We start from the raw sequence: 15,039 nt of genomic DNA, 5'->3' as shown, positions 1-15,039 counted from the left end.
TCAGGGACCGGCGTTCACGCAAAGACACGATAGCATCATCCATGCTCTGGTCTAACGCGTGCCAGGTTTTGGATCTATTCCATCCGGATCACATATCCGCTCAGCCGATCGATCTCTTCGGGGTTATGACTGACATAGAGAATGGGCAGGCGCAATTCATCACGGATGCGCTCTATCAGCCGCAAAATTTCCTCCGCCCGCGCAGGATCAAGCGAAGTGAGCGGTTCATCCATCAACAGGAAATGCGGTGCGGCCAGCAATGCGCGGCCGATCGCCACGCGGCGTGCCTCACCGCCCGACAGTGTGGAGGGGTAGCGATCCAGCAAGTGCTCAATCGCCAGAAAGCTGCACATCTCCTGCAAGGTGATCCAGCGCTCATCCGGGGCTGTCAGCTTCATCCCATAGGTCAGATTCTGTTGCACGCGCAGATGCGGGAACAGGCGATTATCCTGAAAAATCACGCCTGCGCGGCGCTGCTCTGGCGGCAGGTCGATGCCGGAGCTGCTGTCAAATAGCAGCTTTCCGCCGATGGATATCCGCCCATTGGCAGGGCGGGACAGGCCGGCCAGACAATGCAGGATGGAAGTCTTGCCAATACCGGAAGGCCCGACCAGCCCGGTCAGCAGTGCTGCGCTACGTGCATTCAGCTCCAGCGTTCTGCCGCCAATCTGATGGGTCAGGTTCAGCTCAAAGAACATGTGCGTCCCGGCCTGCCTTGCGCATCATCACTTCGGAGAAAAGCAGCGCCCCGACTGACAAGGCCACTGATATCAGAGCCAGTCGCGTGACGGCCATTTCACTGCCGGGAACCTGCAGGCCGGTGTAGATGGCGAGCGGAAGGGTGCGTGTTTCGCCGGGGATGTTGGACACGAAGGTTATGGTTGCACCAAATTCGCCGATCGAACGGGCAAAGCCCAGCACTGCACCGGCCAGAATTCCGGGAATGGAAAGAGGTAGGGTGATGGTCCGGAAGGCATGAAAACGTGAGGCTCCGAGCGAGCGGGCCGCATGGATCAGGCGCCGGTCGACATTCTCTATCGAAAGCCGCATGGCGCGCACCATCAAGGGGAGTGCCATGATCGCGGCAGCCAGCGCCGCCCCGGTCCACCGGAACATCAGCGTAATGCCGAGCTGCGTTTCCAGCCAGTTGCCCAGCACTCCGTTGCGCCCGAATGTCAGCAATAGTAACCAGCCCGTGACCACGGGCGGCACGACCAGCGGCAAATGAATGGCCGCATCCAGCAGTAATTTGCCCGGAAAGCTGCGCCGGGCCAGCAGCCAGGCAAGCGCATAGGCCAGCGGTAATGTCAGCGCGATGGCCACCAGACTGACCCGCAGGGACAAAGCGATAATCGTCCATTCCGTGGCGCTGAACATCGCGGTCTATTCCGCCCGCCCGGCTGAGAAGCCATGTTTGACGAAAATTGCCTGCCCCTGAGGAGACAGCAGAAAATCACGGAAATCCATTGCATCGGAATGGGCAGAGCCAGCCAGTACCGCGAGGGGGTAGCGGATTGGCGGGTGAGATGTTTCCGGAAAACGCGCGATAATTGTCACCCGGTCGGATGCCGCCGCGGCGTCGGTCGCATAGACAATTCCCAGTGGCGTTTCCCCGCTTTCCACCAGACCCAGTGCGGCGCGAACATTATCCGCTGGCGCGATGCGGTCAGACAAATCCGGCCATAGACCCAGATTTTCCAGCGATGCCTTGCCATAACGGCCGGCTGGCACAGCCTGCGGATCGGCCATCGCAAGGCGCCCCCGGTCGCCCAGCGCCGCTGTAAAACTGCTGCTATCGCTGAGATTAATGGCTTGGTTTTGCCCTTTGGGCGCGATCAGTACAATCTCGTTACCGACCAAATTGGCACGACTACCGGCGCGCAGTAATCCAGCCGGTTCGACGCTGTCCATCCAGTCCTGATTGGCGGAGATAAAGAGATCCGCCGGTGCCCCATGCAGCAATTGGCGAGCCAGCGATGACGATGCCGCAAAGGCGACAACGGGCTTTGGATGGCCAGAATCATGCCATTGCTCGGCGGCATCCAGCATCGCCTCCTGCATACTCGACGCGGCAAGGACCAGGGGGCCTTCATCGGGGGATGGAGCGCGCGAACAAGCGGCAAGCCCCAGAGCAAAGAGTGTAAAAATCAGTGTGAGCGCCCGCGCTTGCCACGTCCGGTGTGCCTGATGGGAAGGAGGGCTGGTCATGACAGCGCTATATCCGCGCATATATAGTTGGTCCAGCGCCGTTTCTGCTCTATTCCGTTCACATCAAGGGACAGTCGATGGCGCATCTGAAAATCAAGCTTCAGCTCTATTGCGGGGAAGAGATCGCGATGGGGCCGGGCAAGGCCGATCTGCTGGAGGCTATTGCCAGCGAGGGCTCCATCTCTGCCGCGGCGCGCAGTATGGGCATGAGCTATCGCCGTGCGTGGTTGCTGGTTGATACGATGAACCGGTGTTTTCGGGAGGCTTTGGTGGAAACGCGGCCCGGTGGCGGGGAGCGTGCCGGCGCCTGTCTTACCCCCGCTGGCCATGCGGCTCTGTCCGCCTATCGCGCGCTGACTGCGCAGCTGATTGAACGGGCCGAGGGTGATGCCTGCCGAGACCTTGAAAATGCGCTGCGCGCCGCGCCGCAGGAATCCTGACGCACATTATTCTTGCGACAGGAATTCCGGCGGCCGGGCGGCGCTTATAGCTGCGCCTGACAGAGATATTTCACATTCAGATATTCGGCGATGCCATGGTGGGAGCCTTCACGGCCAAGACCGGACATTTTTACTCCGCCAAAGGGGGCAAGTGGCGTTGAAATCAGCCCGGTATTAATCCCGACCATGCCGCTTTCCAGCCCCATGCTGGCGCGTTCGATGGTCTGCGGATCGGATGCACACAGATAGGCGGCAAGGCCGAACGGGGTCGCATTAGCGAGCTCCAGCCCTTCCTCGAAAGTGGTAAATCCAAAGACGCTGGCGAGCGGGCCGAAGGTTTCCTCCTGCGCCGGTTTCGCGTCCTTTGGCAGATCGGCGATCAGCGTGGGCGTGAACAAACGGCCATCCGCATCGCTGCCGCCAGCGAGGCACTTTGCGCCCGCCTGCAACGCAGTGTCGCGGTGTTCGCGGACCTTGGCGAGGCCGTCGCGGTCGATGAGCGGGCCGATATCGGTTCCCTCGGCAAAGCCGTCACCTGCGGTGAGGCCCTTCACTTTGGAGGCGAAGGCGGAAAGGAAGGCATCGCGGATACCATCCTGCACATAGATGCGATTGGCCGCGACGCAGCTCTGCCCGCTATTGCGGAATTTGGCGGTCATCGCGGTTTCCACCGCATTGTCGAGATCGGCATCGTCAAAGATCAGCAGCGGTGCATTGCCGCCCAGCTCCATGGAGATTTTCTTCATCGTCGGGGCGCATGCTTCATACAGCTTTACGCCCACTTCCGTGGAGCCCGTAAAGGTCAGTTTGCGGACGGTCTGGGATTGCGTCAATGCGTTACCCAATACGCTGGCTTTGCCGGTCAGGCATTGAAACACGCCTTTTGGAATGCCGGCTTCCTGACCCAATTTTGCGAAGGCTAGGGCTGTAAGCGGCGTCTGGCTGGCCGGTTTGGCAATCATCGTGCAGCCAGCGGCGAGTGCTGGGCCGACTTTGCGCGTCAGCATGGCGAGCGGGAAATTCCAGGGGGTAATCGCCGCGCAAACACCTACGGGTTGTCGGTCGGCCTGCATCCGGCGCCCCGGCTGATTGGCGGGAATAATTTCCCCCAATGTGCGGGTGGCTTCCTCGGCATAAAATTCCATGAAGCCATTGGCATAATCCACCTCGCCCTGCGCTTCGGCGAAAGGTTTGCCGTTTTCCAGCGTGATGAGAGTGGCCAGATCATCCCGGTTCTCGGCAATCAGATCAAACCAGCGGCGCAGCAATTTTCCGCGTTCCTGCGCTGTGCGGCCAGCCCATTCCGGAAAGGCACTGCTGGCCGCTGTGATCGCGCGCTGCGTATCCTCTTCACTAAGCGAGGGGACTTCGGCAAAAACCTCCTCGGTAAAGGGATCATCTATTGTGATGGGCTGCTGAGATCCGGCGATCCAGTCGCCATCGATCAGTGCCTTTTCGATGAGGAGATCTGATTGCGTCAGCGTCTTGCGCGGAGTGGGCATATGTCTGGTTCCTTTATCGCTTTACCAGACCAATGCATGAGGACGAATTTTGAGCCTAGTTTGCGCTGTGACCTTTTGCCCCATGGCCAATGAGGCCAAATACCCAGGCGACCAGCACCATTGCCGCAGCGCCCGCGGCGAGGTTGCAGCACAATTCGGCCAGATAGATTGCATCGGCACCCATGCTGGCCGTGAGGATCCATGCCATCGGCACCATGACGAGCAGAACGCGGGCGAGCGAGAGCAGCAAAGTGGTGCCGGCCCGGTCAATCGCATTGAGCGCACCGTTGCAGACAATCAGCAGGCCATAGCCGGCATAACCCCAGACCGAGATTTCCAGATAACGCATGGTTGCTGCAATGACTTGCGGGTCATCGCTGAATCGCTCTGCCAGCCAGCCTCTGGTGAAATAGAGCGCGCAGGCCGCAGCCAGACCGTAAAGCAGGCAGAAACTGCCCGCGCCCAGCATGGCCGAACGCGCCCTGTCAAAGCGTTTGGCACCCCAATTTTGCCCTACAATCCCGCCGATTGAGCTTGATAATGCCAGCAGCGGCACGACGGCAAAGGTCTGCAACCGTCCGCCCGCGCCAAACCCAGCCACTGCGGCCTGACCCTCACTCGCCAGAAAGGCGGTGAGAATGGACAGGCCGACCGGGTTGATGGAATTGGAAAAGGCTGCTGGTGTTGCAACCCGGAAAATCGCCAGCGTCCCGTCTTTCCAATGGGCGCGGCCCAAGCTGGCCGGGCTGAAGCGGATCTGGCTCTTTTGCAGCAGGGTAAAGCCGGTAACCAGCCCGACCAGCCAGCCCAGCAGGGTGGCATAGGATGCCCCGGCGATGCCGAAGCCCTGCCAGCCAAAGGCACCGTCAATCAGGATAGGGTCGAAAACCAGATTGGTCAGCGCATAGGCCATCAGGATTGTGGTGCTGCGTTTGGCCGCGCCTTGCGCGCGTAGCACGCCATTGATCCCGTTCATCATCAGCAACAGAGGGAAGCCGATGGCATAGGGCGTCATGTAATCATCGATCAGCGGCAGCAGCGCATCATCCGCCTGCATCAGCCGGAATAGCGGCTGGCGCAGGAGAAACAGAGTCAGGCCCAGCAGCAGGCCCAGCATCATGGCCAGCACTATGCCCAGATTGGCCCGGCGCACCGCCTGTTCCGCATTCCCGGCGCCGAGCAGGCGCGACACGACCGAGGCCACGCCGACCATGACGCCCACGCCAAGGCTGGAAAGCGCGGTAATTACCGGGAAGATGAAGCTGACCGCCGCCAAAGCGTCACCGCCGACCCGGCCAATGAAATAGGCATCGGTCAGTCCGACTGAAACGATGGCATAAATGCCAATTATTGCGGGCGTTGTTTGTCCCACCAGATGGCCGACTATGGAACCTTGGGTGAGACGAGCAATGTGTTTTTCGGCCATGCGCCCTTTAGATGGGTGGCCGGTCGTGCATTCCTAGTGCTGCACCGACTTTAATCGCCGAGCGGCGCTTTGATGCAAGGATTGGCCGGGGCAGCACATCTGCATATCGAGCGTAATTCCCGCCGTGCAGCGGGTATTGCTCGCATCCTTGCACGGTGTCGCAGCGGCCGACATACACCACGATCTCGTCCGTGCAGGGGGTGGATCGGGCAGGGTCTTCACCGCCAAAGGCTGGTGCAGACCCTGCATGACGGCCGCGCGCGGGGTTCAGGCTTCTTCGGAAATACGCAAGACCGGCTTTACCACCTTCCCACTTTCGCTGGCTTCGAATGCTTCGTTAATGTCCTCAAACGGGAAATAGCCGATCAGCTTGTCGAAGGGGAACTGGCCGTTCATGTGATATTCGATCAGCTGGGGCAGGAAGTGCTGAAGATCACTGTCGCCGCCCAGAATGCCCATGACCCGGCGGCCGCCGCCCATGAATTCGGATTCATTGAATTTCAGCATATCAGCAGGGTCGGATGCGCCGACCATGCCGACGATACCCATGGGGGCGAGCAAGCCGAAGAGATCCTGGATCACCTTGTTGATCCCGGTCGTGTCAAAGGCATAGCCAAGTCCCTGCGGCAGCAGATCCTTGATCTTGCCCATCGCATCATCCTTGGCATTGAAGGTATGGGTTGCGCCCAGTTCCTTTGCCATTTCCAGCCGCGTTTCATTCATATCAACGGCAATGATCGGATCAGCCCCGGCAATCTTGGCGGCCATGATCGCGGCCATGCCCACCGTGCCGACACCGACAACTGCCACCGGCAATCCAGCGCGAACCTTCATGCTGTTGAGCACTGCACCTGCGCCGGTCATCAGCCCGCAGCCGACCGGGGCGAGGCGTTCCAGCGGCAGATCCTTGGCCTTGTCCGGCACCTTCACCACATTGCGGTCATGCGCAATTGCATGGGTTGCAAAGCTGGACTGGCCAAAGAAGTTGGCATTCATCTTGTCGCCATTCTTCAGCACGGTCGCGCTGCCATCGGGCCGCCCGCCGGACCAGTTATGCGGGAAGAAATTATAGCAATAGGTGGGGGCCTCAATCTCGCAGCTGGGGCAATGGCCGCAGCTGTTGAAACTCATGATCACGCGGTCGCCCACTTTGGCAGAGGTAACAGCATCGCCCACTTCTTCGACAATTCCGGCGCCTTCATGGCCCAGAACGACGGGCAGGGGTACAGGCAATTGCTGATCCCGCACCGCCATGTCGGTATGGCAAATCCCGCAGGCAACGACGCGAATGCGCAATTCATCGGGGCGCAACTCGGCCAGCTCGACATCCTCGATCTTGAAGGGTTCAGAATTGCCGTTGCAAATTGCGGCGCGTGCTTGGGTTGCCATGTTTTTCAGTTCCTCAATCATCGAAATCTAATGGTTTGACGGGGCCAAGTTGCATCCCGCCATCAATCATAACGTGCGAACCTGTCATATAGCTTCCTGCATCGGAGGCCAGCAACAAGGCCAGCGGTTTGATCTGATAGGTTTCCGCCACCGCGCCCACCGGCACCAGCTCGTCCCACGCCTTGCGCGCGGCGGGGTCTTTTTTGAGCCAGCCTCCGCCAATATTGGTCACGAAGGGACCCGGCGCGATGGCATTCACGCGGATGCCGAAAGCGGCCAGTTCATAGGCCATGTGGCGCATGAAGTGCTTCAACCCGGCTTTGGCGGGCATATAGGGGACGCCGACGATCGCTTCATTCACTTCCGCCGCGTTGGAGGATGTCATGACGATCGACCCGCCACGCCTGCCGGTGCGGCTTTCGTTCTCCTTCATCACCCGCGCCGCTTCGCGCACTGTGTGGAAGGCGCCGGTCAGGTTGATGCGAATTGAGCGATACCAGAGCTCCGGATCATAATGATCGATCTGTCCTTCAGGATTGCGCTTCCCCTCGGGTGTCCAGAAACCATTTCCGGCATCCCATCCGGCATTGGCAAAGGCGATGTCGCAGCCCCCGAAATCAGCGACATGCCCATCAAAGGCGGCGCTCACCTGATCCAGTTCGGCCACGTCGCATTGCCGGGCGCGGGCATCATATCCTTCGCTGCGGAGGCGCGCCGCTTCACGTTCTGCGCCCTGGCCATCCAGATCGGTCAGTGTGACACCAGCACCGGCTTCCGCAGCGGCTTCGGCATAGGCAAGGCCTATCCCGGAGGCCGCCCCGGTAATCAGGGCAGAGCGGCCCGAAAGATCGAATTGATCAAGTGTTTTCATGTCACGCTCACCAGTCAGAGATAGAGTTTAGGATTGGGAGTGAGGCCGTGCTCGCGGCAATGGGTTTCATAGTGGTTGATGAACCACCAGACATCGACCGATTCGACGAAATTGGCGTCTTCATCGTAAAATTCGATTGGCCCCTGCATCCAGCCAAACAGCTTGCAGCCCTCAGGATGATCGGTCACCAGAGTGTGGCTTTCGCCCGGCGTTTCCAGAATTAGGCCGCCGGGAGTGCCGACCCAGTCATATTCCAGATAACGTACGCTACCCTCCAGCGTGACCATCGTCACCGTGCCGCGGTGTAGATGTGTGCCGATCGTGCCGGGGCCCTTCACCCACAAGATATTCGAATATTGGTTTTGCCGCACATCGAAGGCCAGATGCTTGATCGCGGCATTGTCGCCAAAGGGAACCCAAGGGGAATCATCGTCGGTTTGCGCGTCGATATAGCGCCCACCGGGGCTGAGCCGTTCGACCAGGTGCTTGTAGTTATTGGGAACGTCCACGATTTGCCTGCGCGATGAGGGCGGGGCTTTCATCTGACTTGCCATATATCCTCTCCATTTATCCCCATCGCTCCGATTATTGGGCCGGATTCGATGTGTGCGCCATCATTGCGCCTTTGGTTGATTTTGTCACGCGGCGAGCAGTCCAATCTATCCGCTGGCGCGCGGGGCTGAGCCGCGCTAGGGACAGGGCATGTCGAAAATGACTGTTAATGAACGGCCGGTGCAATTCGATATGGACCGCGACACGCCTTTGCTCTGGGCATTGCGCGATGCGGCCAACCTGACAGGCACCAAATATGGCTGCGGCGTGGGTGATTGCGGCGCCTGCATGGTGCTGGTGGATGGGGAGGCTCTGCGATCATGCCTCGTCACGATCGGAGAGGCAGAGGGCCGCTACATCACCACTATAGAGGGGCTGTCCCGCGACCGGTCGCATCCTGTGCAGCAAGCTCTGGTGGCAGAACAGGCCATTCAATGCGGTTTTTGTACCCCCGGGATCACGATGGCGGCGGCGGCGTTGCTGGACCGATCGCCCGTGCCGGGGGAGACGGAAATCCGGGAAACAATAAACAACCTTTGCCGCTGCGGGGTTTATCCGCGCCTTGTGCGTGCTATCCAGCGTGCCGGACGGGTCGCCTTGCGCCGCGAAACAATCAGCGCGGCACCGGCGCCCGGTATCAGTGCAGAGGATGCCGCGCGGGCCGTTCCCGCGCTGGCTAATCCGGTTGAAGATGAAGGACTTGATTGAGTGAAAGCGACCATCTGGCATAACCCCAAATGCAGCAAGTCGCGCCAGGCTCTGGCGACGCTGGAAGAGCATCCGGACATCGATCTGGAAATTGTCGAATATCTCAAGAATCCGCCCAGCCGTGACACTCTGGCACAACTTTATCGTACAGCCGGAATGAAGCCCGCAGACGGGTTGCGCCTGTCCGGAACAGACGCGAAGGAACGCGGTCTGCCCGATGCCGATGATGAAGAGGTACTGGATGCTATGGCAGCCGACCCCAAATTGATTGAACGTCCGCTGGTGCAGACCGGCAAGGGCGTCCGCCTGTGCCGCCCGCCTGAAAAGATCAAAGAAATCCTCTAATTATCCCAACATATACGGAATAGGACGCAGCCTCTCTTGAAAAAGTTGGCAATATTTGCGAACGGCGGTTCGGCCGTCGGCTCCGATCTTCCGGGGCGCAATCAGCGGGGACGGATCTAAATGGATGGAAGTGAGCTTACCGAAGAGCGCAAGGTGACCAAGCTGAAGCGCAAGTTTCGGCAGATGACCGGCCCCTTGGGCGTCTTCTTCGAAGGCTTCGTGAAAAACCCGGTGATGGTGGGATCGATTATCCCCTCCTCACGCTACACAATCCGGCGCATGCTTGAGCCTGTCGATTGGGCCAATTGCAAGCTGTTCGTCGAATATGGGCCGGGTGTCGGAACATTCTGCCAGACTGTGCTGGATCATTTGCCGCGCGACGGCGAATATATCGTCATCGACACGAACCCGTTGTTTATCGACTATCTCAACCGCACGATCCACGATAGCCGCTTTCATGCGGTGCTCGGATCTGCGGAACATGTCGAACAGATCGTGCGCCGTCACGGGCATGAGAAAGCCGATTACGTTCTTTCCGGCCTGCCTTTCTCGACACTGCCTGAAGGGGTCGCGCCGGCCATCGCCGCGGCGACATATCGCGTGGTGCGCAAGGGCGGGGCATTCCTGACCTATCAGTTCAGCACTGTCGCACGCGATTTCACTGCGCTTCATTTCAGCCGCGTTGATACCGGTTTTGAATGGATCAATATCCCCCCTTGCGTGCTCGCGTGGGGTTGGAAAGATACCGACTGACTGTAATTCCGACGACCCGTCGAAACAGAAAAGGCCCGGAGCGCATGAGCGTCCGGGCCTTTCTTTTGCGCGGTGCAGAGGCGTCTTAATCGAAGGTTGAGCCGATCGCCTGCGTCGAAGGACCCGACAGCTGGTGATGGATGCTCGCCAGAAGCGTGGCAAACAAGGAGGTGGCGGCAGCGCCGATCAACCCGGAGACCACGGCATTCAGAAACAGGCCGATGGTCGATCCGCCCAGAGCCAGAACCAGCCCGCCCATAACCAAGCCGATGACCAGCGAGATGACGAGGTAAGCGACCAGAATCAGCGCGTAGAACAGCAGCAGGCGCACGGAATGGCCCTTGGTCAGGGTCCATGACCGGCGCAATGCACCCACCGGGTTCAGGATATTTTCAATCGCCATCACCGCCGTCAGCAGCGAAAACCTCACGCCCAGATAGAAGAATGCAGCAAGGGCGATGGCCATGCCAAGTGCGGCAAGGGCAGGAATCCCGGTGATCGAAAGCACGCCGACGATCAGCACAAAGACCATCATGAAAATGACACTCATGATGATCGAGGCCAGGATATAAGGCAGCAATGCCTTCAATCCGGCCATCAATGCCTCACCTACGGTTGGCTTGCTGCTATCGCGCAGCAGCGCAATCATTCCCAGAAAACCAATTCCCTGTGCCAGCACTACGATCAGGAACAACCACCAGTAATTGGTGTAAATCTGTGTCAGCATCGCGATCATTGCTTGGCTGTCTTCCGGGTTCGCCATCGCGCCGGACATATCGGGCAGCACGATCGAGGCGAGCAATTGTGGCAGGAAGAAAAATATCCCCGCTACAATCAGCAACACTTCGCGATTGGCGGAAAACATATCCATGGCCCCCCGCCAGGCGCGGTTCATGTCGAAAGTCATCGGTACGTCCCCTATATGTGTTGACGCTTGATAAGCGAGGCATGAGGCTTCACGCAAACATGATGTTGCAAAAACGGAATCATATGGCGACCAATGAACTGGAATGGCGCAAGAGTGGTGCCACGATTTCCTATCGCACCGCGCTGGATGAGATGACAGCGCGCAATGCGGCAATTGCCGCTGGTGAGGCGGAGGAACTGATCTGGTTGCTGGAACATCCACCGGTTTACACCGCCGGGACCAGCGCGGCTGCGGCAGATTTGTTGGACCCGCGTTTCGAGGTCGTCGAAACCGGGCGCGGCGGGCGCTACACCTATCACGGGCCGGGGCAACGGATCGGCTATGTCCTGCTTGATCTGTCGCGGCGGGGACGCGACGTGCGCGCTTTCGTGCACGCGCTGGAAGACTGGGTCATTGCGACATTGTCCGACTTCGGGGTTGAGGGCTGGCGCGCAGAGGGCAGAATCGGGATCTGGACCCGCGATATTGATGGCACAGAGGCGAAAATCGGTGCCATCGGCGTTCGGGTGCGCAGATGGGTGACGATGCACGGTTTTTCAGTCAATTTATCGCCCGACCTATCCCATTTTTCCGGGATCGTGCCCTGCGGTATCAGCGATTTCGGGGTGACCAGTCTTGAGCGACTGGGCCTTTCAGTTGCGCCGGAGCAGTGGGATAGGGCAATGGAGGCACGCGCCGCTGATTTTCTTGGCGCGCTGGAGGAGAATAGATCATCGTGAAGCGAGCCACATGGTACATGACGCGCGCCCTCTTGGCGGGATGCCTGACATTGGGAATTGCCGCTTGCGGTGATGACCCCGCGGAAGAAGGCGCCAGCGGTACGGTTTCGGGTGAAGTGCTCGAAGGCACGATCAGCGATGCGATGTTGCCGGAGGACAAATTGCGTTCGCGTGCTCCGGCGCTGAAGGTGGATTCTTCCGGCGATGCCTCTGATCCAGCGTCAGATGGCAGCGGTGACGATCAGGCGGAACCGGCGGACGATGGTGCCGCTGAAGCGGATTCTACCGCGGAGCAAACATCATCGGAAGCGGATACGGGCGAAGCGGCGGATTAAACCGCTCCGCCGAGCATGACGTGCATGCTCCGGGCCAGTGTGCGTCATGGCCCGGGCAAGATTACGCCGGAAAAGTCAGCCGCTGACCAATCCCTCAGGCGCGATCGAGCAATTTGCGCGCCTGCACCAGATGTGGCTGATCCACCATTTTGCCATCCACCTGCAGCACGCCGGCGCCGGGATTGGCCGCAAATGCATCCACGATTGCTTGCGCCTGCGCCCGCTCTGCGGCGCTGATGGCAAAGGCCTCATTGATGATTTCCACCTGTGCGGGATGAATGGCCAGCATTCCGGCAAAGCCATCGGCCCGCGATTCCGCCGCAATCCGTTTCAGCCCATCCAGATCGCGGAAATCGGCATGTAACGTGTCGATAGCGGCGACTTGTGCGGCATGGGCGCTTAGCAGCACCTGCGAGCGGACCATGCGGAAGAGATCGGTCCATTCGCCCGCTGCATTGCGTTTGCGGCTGGCCCCGACGGCGGCGGAAAGATCCTCTGCCCCCCAGGTCAGCCCGGCCAGGCGCGGAATGGATGATGATCCATAGGCGGGAATGGTCAGCGTCGCCTGCGGTGTTTCACTCACCAGGGGCATGATGCGGGTGGAATTGCTGCGCAGGCCATTATCGGCTTCCACTTCCAGCAAGGTCTTGGCTAGCATTTCAACCTGCGCGGGACCGGCCGCCTTGGGCAGCATGATACCATCAGGCGCAGCGCGGAGCACAGCTTCCACATCATCGCGCCAGAAGGGCGTATCCATTGCATTGATCCGGGTCCAGCGCGGTGTTTTGCCTTCACCGCGTTCCTCACGCAACCACTCGCAGGCCATCTCACGTGCTTTGGGTTTTGCGTCAGGTGCCACGGCATCTTCCAGATCTACGATCAGAATATCCGCGCCGCAGCTTGCCGCTTTGGCCAGCTTGCGCTCGCTATCTCCGGGAATAAACAGCCAACTGCGCATTGTGTGTCCTCTCCTGTGCAGCATCGGGCGCTGGTCGCCTGCCCGAATTCTTGGTAGCGATCTGCGCTATAGGATTATTATCGGAGTGAAGCCATGCGTCGTGTGTTGAATGTTGTTTCGGTCCTGGCTCTGACCGGATGCGCGACCATGCCGGATCAGGCCCCTGTGGAGACAGCGCAAAGCGCCGCGCCAGAAGCGGATGATACGGCGGAGGGCCCCATGGATCACGCCTTTGGTGAGATCGTCGATGCCTATGTCGATACGCTGCTCACGCTTAATCCCGTTACCGCCACGCAGTTGGGTGATCATTCCATGGACGGGGATCTGCCCGTGATCAGCGAAGCGGGCCGCAATGCGCGGCAGAATGCTAACCGGATATTCCTCGCATCGCTGAATAAGGTGGATTTCAATCAGCTGTCGCGGGATCATCAGGTCGATTACCGGATGCTGGAAAATCAGCTCGAATATGCGATCTGGCAGGAAGACGTGTTGCAGGAATATGCCTGGAACCCGCAATATTATAACGATATTGTCAATTTTTCGATCTACAGCCTGATCGCGCGCGATTTCGCGCCATGGCCCGACCGATTTGAATCCATCGTCGAGCGGATGGAGAAAATTCCGGCCTTTCTGGCCGAAGCGCGCCAGCAGCTTGACCCTGCCAGAGTGCCCAAGGTCTATGCTGAAACCGTGGCGAAACAAAATCAGGGATTGCTGGACATCATTGATGCTGCGCTTCTTCCCGAAGTGGAAAGCAGCGGTGTGCCGCGCACCCGGTTCGATGCCGCGCTTGCCAATCTGAAACGCGCGGCGGCCGAGCATCAGCGCTGGCTGGACGAGGAACTTGTGCCTGCCGCCAAAGGTGACTTCCGGCTGGGCGCGAGGCTCTATGATCAGAAAATGGCTTTCGCCATGATGAGCCCGATGGATCGCAGTGAATTGAAGGCAAGGGCTCTGGCCACGAAACGCGATATTCGCAGCCAGATGTACGCTTTGTCGCGCGAGATCATTCGCGATCGGCAGGGGGAGGATTTGCCGGAGGTCCCCTCTGCCGGAACGCAGCAAAGCGCGATCGAACGGGCACTGAGCTATAGTTACGCAGCGCGCCCAAAGAGGGATGAGCTGGTCGAAGCCGCCAGCGAGACATTGGCGGAGGTCACGGCCTTCACCAAGGAAAAGGATTTCGTCACCATGCCCGGCGGTCCGGTCAAGGTGATCACCGTCCCCAAATTCCAGCAGGGCAATTTCGTGGCCTATGATGATCCGCCGGGGCCACTCGAGAAGAACCAGCCCAATTTCTATGCCATTTCTCCGATCCCCGCAGATTGGAGCGACGAACAGGCAAAAAGCTTCCTGTCCGAATACAACACCTACATGCTGCAGGATCTGTCGATCCATGAAGGCGTGCCAGGGCATTATCTCCAACTGGACCATGCCAATAAGAATGACGATATTCTGCGCGCGGTGCTGATGAGCGGGCCCTTCGTGGAAGGCTGGGCCGTGTATAGTGAAGGGCTGATGGTGGAGCAGGGCTATATGGCCGATGATCCGCTGTTTGAACTCATCGTGCTGAAAATGCGGCTGCGCTCGGTCACCAACACGCTGCTCGACATTGGCGTGCATACGGAAGGTATGACGCGCGGTGAAGCGATGGAGCTGATGATGGAAGGCGCATTCCAGCAGGAGCGCGAGGCTGCGGGCAAGTGGCTGCGCGCCCAATTGTCATCGGTCCAGATGCTCAGCTATTTCACCGGCTATGAAGAGCATCTGGCGCTGCGGCGCGAGGCAGAGCGGCGCGCGGGCGATGATTTCGATCTGAAGCGCTACCACGACAGCCTGCTGGCCCATGGCGCCCCCCCGGTGAAATATGCCCGGGCGCTGCTGTTCGATCTGCCGGTGGAGTAA

Annotated in this window: 17 protein-coding genes; 7 read left to right on the top strand and 10 right to left on the bottom strand. The window is 59.4% G+C overall.

Annotated elements, in window-relative coordinates; all coding sequences use genetic code 11:
- Positions 1-74 precede the first annotated feature (74 nt).
- From GRI91_RS12815 to modA, 3 genes are read right to left on the bottom strand one after another with little or no spacing between them, the layout of a single operon-like run.
- The gene (locus tag GRI91_RS12815; protein ID WP_160737072.1) at positions 75-698 is read right to left on the bottom strand and encodes an ATP-binding cassette domain-containing protein; all 624 of its coding nucleotides are present in this window, start codon (positions 696-698) and stop codon (positions 75-77) included.
- The gene (gene modB, locus GRI91_RS12810) at positions 688-1,377 is read right to left on the bottom strand and encodes a molybdate ABC transporter permease subunit (protein WP_160737071.1); all 690 of its coding nucleotides are present in this window, start codon (positions 1,375-1,377) and stop codon (positions 688-690) included. Before modB ends, GRI91_RS12815 begins: the two co-directional genes overlap by 11 nt.
- A 6-nt stretch (positions 1,378-1,383) precedes the next feature.
- Positions 1,384-2,208: a molybdate ABC transporter substrate-binding protein gene (gene modA / locus GRI91_RS12805; RefSeq protein WP_160737070.1), complete on the bottom strand. Its 825-nt coding sequence runs from the start codon at positions 2,206-2,208 to the stop codon at positions 1,384-1,386.
- Between the two features lie 77 nt (positions 2,209-2,285).
- Here modA and GRI91_RS12800 point away from each other — a divergent pair, with 77 nt between their 5' ends.
- Positions 2,286-2,648 (top strand): winged helix-turn-helix domain-containing protein, encoded by a 363-nt coding sequence (locus GRI91_RS12800; protein WP_160737069.1) that lies wholly within the window; start codon positions 2,286-2,288, stop codon positions 2,646-2,648.
- A 44-nt stretch (positions 2,649-2,692) separates the two neighbouring features.
- Here the strand turns inward: GRI91_RS12800 and GRI91_RS12795 are convergent, their stop codons facing one another.
- The 5 genes from GRI91_RS12795 to GRI91_RS12775 form a co-directional block, all read right to left on the bottom strand.
- Positions 2,693-4,150: an NAD-dependent succinate-semialdehyde dehydrogenase gene (locus tag GRI91_RS12795; RefSeq protein WP_160737068.1), complete on the bottom strand. Its 1,458-nt coding sequence runs from the start codon at positions 4,148-4,150 to the stop codon at positions 2,693-2,695.
- Between the two features lie 55 nt (positions 4,151-4,205).
- Positions 4,206-5,576 (bottom strand): MATE family efflux transporter, encoded by a 1,371-nt coding sequence (locus GRI91_RS12790; RefSeq protein ID WP_160737067.1) that lies wholly within the window; start codon positions 5,574-5,576, stop codon positions 4,206-4,208.
- A 267-nt stretch (positions 5,577-5,843) separates the two neighbouring features.
- Entirely contained in the window at positions 5,844-6,965 is a 1,122-nt protein-coding gene (locus tag GRI91_RS12785) for an NAD(P)-dependent alcohol dehydrogenase (protein WP_160737066.1), read from the bottom strand.
- Positions 6,966-6,978: 13 nt separating this feature from the next.
- Entirely contained in the window at positions 6,979-7,836 is an 858-nt protein-coding gene (locus tag GRI91_RS12780) for an SDR family NAD(P)-dependent oxidoreductase (protein ID WP_160737065.1), read from the bottom strand.
- Between the two features lie 14 nt (positions 7,837-7,850).
- Entirely contained in the window at positions 7,851-8,390 is a 540-nt protein-coding gene (locus tag GRI91_RS12775) for a 2,4'-dihydroxyacetophenone dioxygenase family protein (RefSeq protein WP_160737064.1), read from the bottom strand.
- 148 nt (positions 8,391-8,538) lie between these two features.
- Here GRI91_RS12775 and GRI91_RS12770 point away from each other — a divergent pair, with 148 nt between their 5' ends.
- The 3 genes from GRI91_RS12770 to GRI91_RS12760 all read left to right on the top strand — a co-directional run bounded on the left by GRI91_RS12770 (position 8,539) and on the right by GRI91_RS12760 (position 10,194).
- Positions 8,539-9,096, top strand: a complete 558-nt coding sequence (locus GRI91_RS12770; protein ID WP_160737063.1) for a (2Fe-2S)-binding protein — start codon at positions 8,539-8,541, stop codon at positions 9,094-9,096.
- Positions 9,097-9,441, top strand: coding sequence for an arsenate reductase (glutaredoxin) (arsC, locus tag GRI91_RS12765; protein WP_160737062.1), 345 nt, complete (start codon positions 9,097-9,099; stop codon positions 9,439-9,441).
- A gap of 120 nt (positions 9,442-9,561) precedes the next feature.
- Positions 9,562-10,194, top strand: a complete 633-nt coding sequence (locus GRI91_RS12760; RefSeq protein WP_160737061.1) for a class I SAM-dependent methyltransferase — start codon at positions 9,562-9,564, stop codon at positions 10,192-10,194.
- An 85-nt stretch (positions 10,195-10,279) separates the two neighbouring features.
- Here the strand turns inward: GRI91_RS12760 and GRI91_RS12755 are convergent, their stop codons facing one another.
- Positions 10,280-11,101, bottom strand: a complete 822-nt coding sequence (locus GRI91_RS12755) for a hypothetical protein (protein ID WP_160737060.1) — start codon at positions 11,099-11,101, stop codon at positions 10,280-10,282.
- A 62-nt stretch (positions 11,102-11,163) separates the two neighbouring features.
- Between GRI91_RS12755 and lipB the strand changes: the two genes are divergently transcribed.
- Together lipB and GRI91_RS12745 are read left to right on the top strand one after the other, a co-directional pair.
- The gene (gene lipB, locus GRI91_RS12750) at positions 11,164-11,841 is read left to right on the top strand and encodes a lipoyl(octanoyl) transferase LipB (RefSeq protein WP_272917854.1); all 678 of its coding nucleotides are present in this window, start codon (positions 11,164-11,166) and stop codon (positions 11,839-11,841) included.
- 17 nt (positions 11,842-11,858) lie between these two features.
- Positions 11,859-12,176, top strand: coding sequence for a hypothetical protein (locus GRI91_RS12745; protein ID WP_160737058.1), 318 nt, complete (start codon positions 11,859-11,861; stop codon positions 12,174-12,176).
- A gap of 94 nt (positions 12,177-12,270) precedes the next feature.
- Here the strand turns inward: GRI91_RS12745 and GRI91_RS12740 are convergent, their stop codons facing one another.
- Positions 12,271-13,134 carry an HpcH/HpaI aldolase/citrate lyase family protein gene (locus GRI91_RS12740; RefSeq protein ID WP_160737057.1) on the bottom strand — a complete coding sequence of 288 codons (864 nt, stop codon included), beginning with the start codon at positions 13,132-13,134 and terminating at the stop codon, positions 12,271-12,273.
- A 93-nt stretch (positions 13,135-13,227) separates the two neighbouring features.
- On the opposite strand from GRI91_RS12740, the gene GRI91_RS12735 reads away from it, so the two are divergent.
- The gene (locus GRI91_RS12735) at positions 13,228-15,039 is read left to right on the top strand and encodes a DUF885 domain-containing protein (protein ID WP_160737056.1); all 1,812 of its coding nucleotides are present in this window, start codon (positions 13,228-13,230) and stop codon (positions 15,037-15,039) included.

Origin of the sequence: Altericroceibacterium endophyticum (genome assembly GCF_009827595.1) — a bacterium.
Classification (GTDB): domain Bacteria; phylum Pseudomonadota; class Alphaproteobacteria; order Sphingomonadales; family Sphingomonadaceae; genus Altericroceibacterium; species Altericroceibacterium endophyticum.
Note: the sequence above shows the minus strand (reverse complement) of the source record. Positions and strands in the feature narration are given on the sequence as shown.

What these genes read in the sequence shown, in the direction of transcription:
- GRI91_RS12780 (WP_160737065.1), bottom strand. Translation starts at nt 7,836, where the DNA reads ATGAAAACACTTGATCAATTCGATCTTTCGGGCCGCTCTGCCCTGATT.
- modB (WP_160737071.1), bottom strand. Translation starts at nt 1,377, where the DNA reads ATGTTCAGCGCCACGGAATGGACGATTATCGCTTTGTCCCTGCGGGTC.
- modA (WP_160737070.1), bottom strand. Translation starts at nt 2,208, where the DNA reads ATGACCAGCCCTCCTTCCCATCAGGCACACCGGACGTGGCAAGCGCGG.
- GRI91_RS12770 (WP_160737063.1), top strand. Translation starts at nt 8,539, where the DNA reads ATGTCGAAAATGACTGTTAATGAACGGCCGGTGCAATTCGATATGGAC.
- GRI91_RS12785 (WP_160737066.1), bottom strand. Translation starts at nt 6,965, where the DNA reads ATGGCAACCCAAGCACGCGCCGCAATTTGCAACGGCAATTCTGAACCC.
- GRI91_RS12795 (WP_160737068.1), bottom strand. Translation starts at nt 4,150, where the DNA reads ATGCCCACTCCGCGCAAGACGCTGACGCAATCAGATCTCCTCATCGAA.
- GRI91_RS12745 (WP_160737058.1), top strand. Translation starts at nt 11,859, where the DNA reads ATGACGCGCGCCCTCTTGGCGGGATGCCTGACATTGGGAATTGCCGCT.
- GRI91_RS12740 (WP_160737057.1), bottom strand. Translation starts at nt 13,134, where the DNA reads ATGCGCAGTTGGCTGTTTATTCCCGGAGATAGCGAGCGCAAGCTGGCC.
- GRI91_RS12760 (WP_160737061.1), top strand. Translation starts at nt 9,562, where the DNA reads ATGGATGGAAGTGAGCTTACCGAAGAGCGCAAGGTGACCAAGCTGAAG.
- lipB (WP_272917854.1), top strand. Translation starts at nt 11,164, where the DNA reads ATGTTGCAAAAACGGAATCATATGGCGACCAATGAACTGGAATGGCGC.
- GRI91_RS12815 (WP_160737072.1), bottom strand. Translation starts at nt 698, where the DNA reads ATGTTCTTTGAGCTGAACCTGACCCATCAGATTGGCGGCAGAACGCTG.
- GRI91_RS12755 (WP_160737060.1), bottom strand. Translation starts at nt 11,101, where the DNA reads ATGACTTTCGACATGAACCGCGCCTGGCGGGGGGCCATGGATATGTTT.
- GRI91_RS12800 (WP_160737069.1), top strand. Translation starts at nt 2,286, where the DNA reads ATGGCGCATCTGAAAATCAAGCTTCAGCTCTATTGCGGGGAAGAGATC.
- GRI91_RS12790 (WP_160737067.1), bottom strand. Translation starts at nt 5,576, where the DNA reads ATGGCCGAAAAACACATTGCTCGTCTCACCCAAGGTTCCATAGTCGGC.
- GRI91_RS12775 (WP_160737064.1), bottom strand. Translation starts at nt 8,390, where the DNA reads ATGGCAAGTCAGATGAAAGCCCCGCCCTCATCGCGCAGGCAAATCGTG.
- GRI91_RS12735 (WP_160737056.1), top strand. Translation starts at nt 13,228, where the DNA reads ATGCGTCGTGTGTTGAATGTTGTTTCGGTCCTGGCTCTGACCGGATGC.